This is a genomic window from Vibrio fujianensis, from assembly GCF_002749895.1.
Taxonomy (GTDB): domain Bacteria; phylum Pseudomonadota; class Gammaproteobacteria; order Enterobacterales; family Vibrionaceae; genus Vibrio; species Vibrio fujianensis.
The window spans coordinates 305,227-308,074 of record NZ_NBUS01000054.1 but is presented as its reverse complement, the minus strand read 5'-3'; the positions used below and the strand labels follow the sequence as shown (position 1 = coordinate 308,074).

The 2,848-nt window shown below is 45.7% G+C and carries 1 protein-coding gene and 1 pseudogene; both read right to left on the bottom strand.

The genetic code is table 11. The features are described from left to right. Nucleotides 1-311 (bottom strand): annotated as a pseudogene (locus B7C60_RS19520) (bifunctional NADH-specific enoyl-ACP reductase/trans-2-enoyl-CoA reductase); the annotation flags it as partial. Between the two features lie 192 nt (nt 312-503). Next, nucleotides 504-2,786 carry an acyl-CoA dehydrogenase gene (locus tag B7C60_RS14495; protein ID WP_099612272.1) on the bottom strand — a complete coding sequence of 761 codons (2,283 nt, stop codon included), beginning with the start codon at nt 2,784-2,786 and terminating at the stop codon, nt 504-506. Between the last annotated feature and the right edge of the window lie 62 nt (nt 2,787-2,848).

Genomic DNA, 2,848 nt, shown 5'->3' with positions numbered 1-2,848 from the left:
TACAGACCTTCAGCATGTGCCAATTTTTCAAAAGCTGCGGCATTGTAAAAACCCGCCGTTCCAGTTTTTTTCTCAGTGCCCGGTTTTTCAAAAAAGACGCCAATCGTCGCGGCACCACCGCCAAAAGCTGCGGCAATACGAGAAGATAAGCCATAGCCGCTAGAAGCCCCAACCACGAGCACCCGCTTTGGCGCATTCGCAATCGGCGCTTGTGCTTTGGTGTAGGCAATTTGTTCTTTTACGTTCGCTTCACAACCCACAGGGTGGGTTGTGGTACAGATAAATCCACGAATTTTCGGTTTGATGATCATATTCAACTTCCTTCAAAAATCTTGCTTAGGATAAAAGTTTCAACGGCAAATCGCATCTTATTTCGATTAAAATGTACTTTTTTGCCAAGTGGTTGGAGCTGTTAATCATCATTTTGCCACAATCCGCTTAAAAATGAGACAAGGCCTCAAATATGAGGCCTTGTGAACAGGGGGACAGCATACCAACTAACGCTAAGCAACATGATTGAGTTTGACTGGCTTGACCTTGTTCGTGCGTACTTCTGACATATCATGGCTAAAATGGTCGACCTGAATCGCCTTATAACGCAATTTATCGGCAGCTAAAATTGCATCGACTTCATCATCAGTGAGCACACCCGCCGCTTTCGCTTGTGCTAAACGTTCCATCAATGGCCCTTTACGAGCAACCTTGCCTTCTTTTACCGCCTTATTCATTTGTCGCTCTAGGCCCTTGACACTGTACATGGCAAGAAATGCTTTTTCCATCAAGCCGACACTATCATTTTCATCTTGCCCGACATAACACAAATGGGTTAGACGATCTCGGTGGGCTCCTGGGGTCATTAAGCTTGCCGCAATTTTCACTGTCAAATCATCACTAGGAGCCTGGTAATGGTTGCCTAGTGGGAAAAGTAGCCCTTTCATGGCCATACCAACCACTTTTTGTGGATAATTACGATACGCATCATTCAATGCTTTTGCCGCGTGATGTAGGCAATATTGCAGTGAATAATGGACATAGTCTAAATCGGTTTGTTGCCTTCCTTCGTCTTCATAACGCTTGAGTACAGCTGAAGCCATGTAAAGATAGCTAAGACCATCACCTAAACGGGCAGAAATCATTTCTTTGCGTTTGAGGTCGCCGCCCAGGGTGAGCATGGCAAAATCGGCACTGACTGCCAGAGCACGACTTAAACGAGTCATTTGCTGATAATAAACTTTGGTTGGCCCACTCATGTCTGCCTTGATCAAACGAGAGCCAGTTAACGCCGCTCCAAACGCGCCAAAGGTATTTTTAAGCGCATGACCAATATGTTTAAATAACAACTCGTCAAATTGCTTGGCACCTTCATTCGCATCTGGGTTTGCAGCCGCCTCCATTTCTTTGAGTACATATGGGTGGCAACGCGTAGCCCCTTGCCCGAAGATCATTAAGTTACGCGTGAGGATATTCGCCCCTTCGACGGTAATTGCAACCGGTACACCAAGGTAATGAGAAGAAAGATAGTTCATCGGCCCATCTTGAATTGCTCTTCCTGAATGAATATCCATCGCATCATTTAAAATAATCCGACCAATTTCCGTCATATGGTATTTAGCGATAGCGGTAATAATCCCGGGTCGTTCTTTCAGATCAAGTGACGTGGTGGTCAGTGTTCGTGTCGCTTCAAGCAAATAGGTCAGACCGCCAATACGTCCCAGCGCTTCAGCAACCCCCTCAAATTGACCAATCGACAGGCCAAATTGTTTACGAACATACGCGTAAGCTCCCGTTGTTCGGGACGTTAAGTGACCAATCGCGGTTCCGAGAGCGGGTAACGAAATACCACGTCCGGCAGACAAGCACTCAACGAGCATTCGCCAACCTTTTCCAGCATAGTCAACACCGCCGATCAACCAATCCATAGGAATAAACACATCGCTCCCACGCGTCGGACCATTCATAAATGCCAAACCAAGAGGATCGTGCCGCTCACCAATCTCGACGCCTTTATGGCTGGCCGGGATCAGTGCACAAGTAATACCAAGCTCTTTTTTATCACCCAATAATCCTTCTGGATCGCTCAGCTTAAACGCCAAACCCAACACGGTCGCCACCGGAGCTAAGGTGATATAACGTTTATTCCAATTTAAGCGGATGCCTAATACTTCTTTCCCTTCATGTTTGCCATAGCACACGATGCCTTGATCGGGAATACCGCCAGCATCCGATCCTGCTTCTGGCCCGGTCAAGGCAAAACAGGGAATTTCAGTGCCATCGGCTAAACGAGGTAACCAATAATCTTTTTGTTCCTGTGTACCATAATGCGATAATAGCTCACCAGGCCCCAATGAATTCGGCACCATAACGGTAACCGCAGCACTGATACTACGTGTTGCAATTTTAGAAACGATGGTGGAGTTTGCTAACGCAGAAAACTCACGTCCTCCATAAGCCTTCGAAATAATGAGTGAGAAGAAGCGCTCTTTACGCAAAAATTCCCATACGGATTTAGGCAAGTCACGATCATGCTTGGTGATTTGATATTCATCAATCATGGAAAGTAGTGTTTCTAGCTCATTATCCATAAAAGATTGCTCTTCTTCACTCAGAGCCGGTTTAGGGTAATGATGCAATTTTTTGAAATCGGGTTTGCCTGAGAATAATTCGCCATCCCACCAAACGCTTCCCGCTTCCATCGCTTCTTTCTCAGTCGCCGATAACGGTGGTAAAACCTGTTTAAAGAGTTTAAAAGCAGGGTCACTAATCCATTTTCTTCTTAGAGAGCTCATTGTCAGATCCTTTTGTTCACTGGTTAATTGTTATAGTTATGGTATTGGTTTGAGTTACTTCG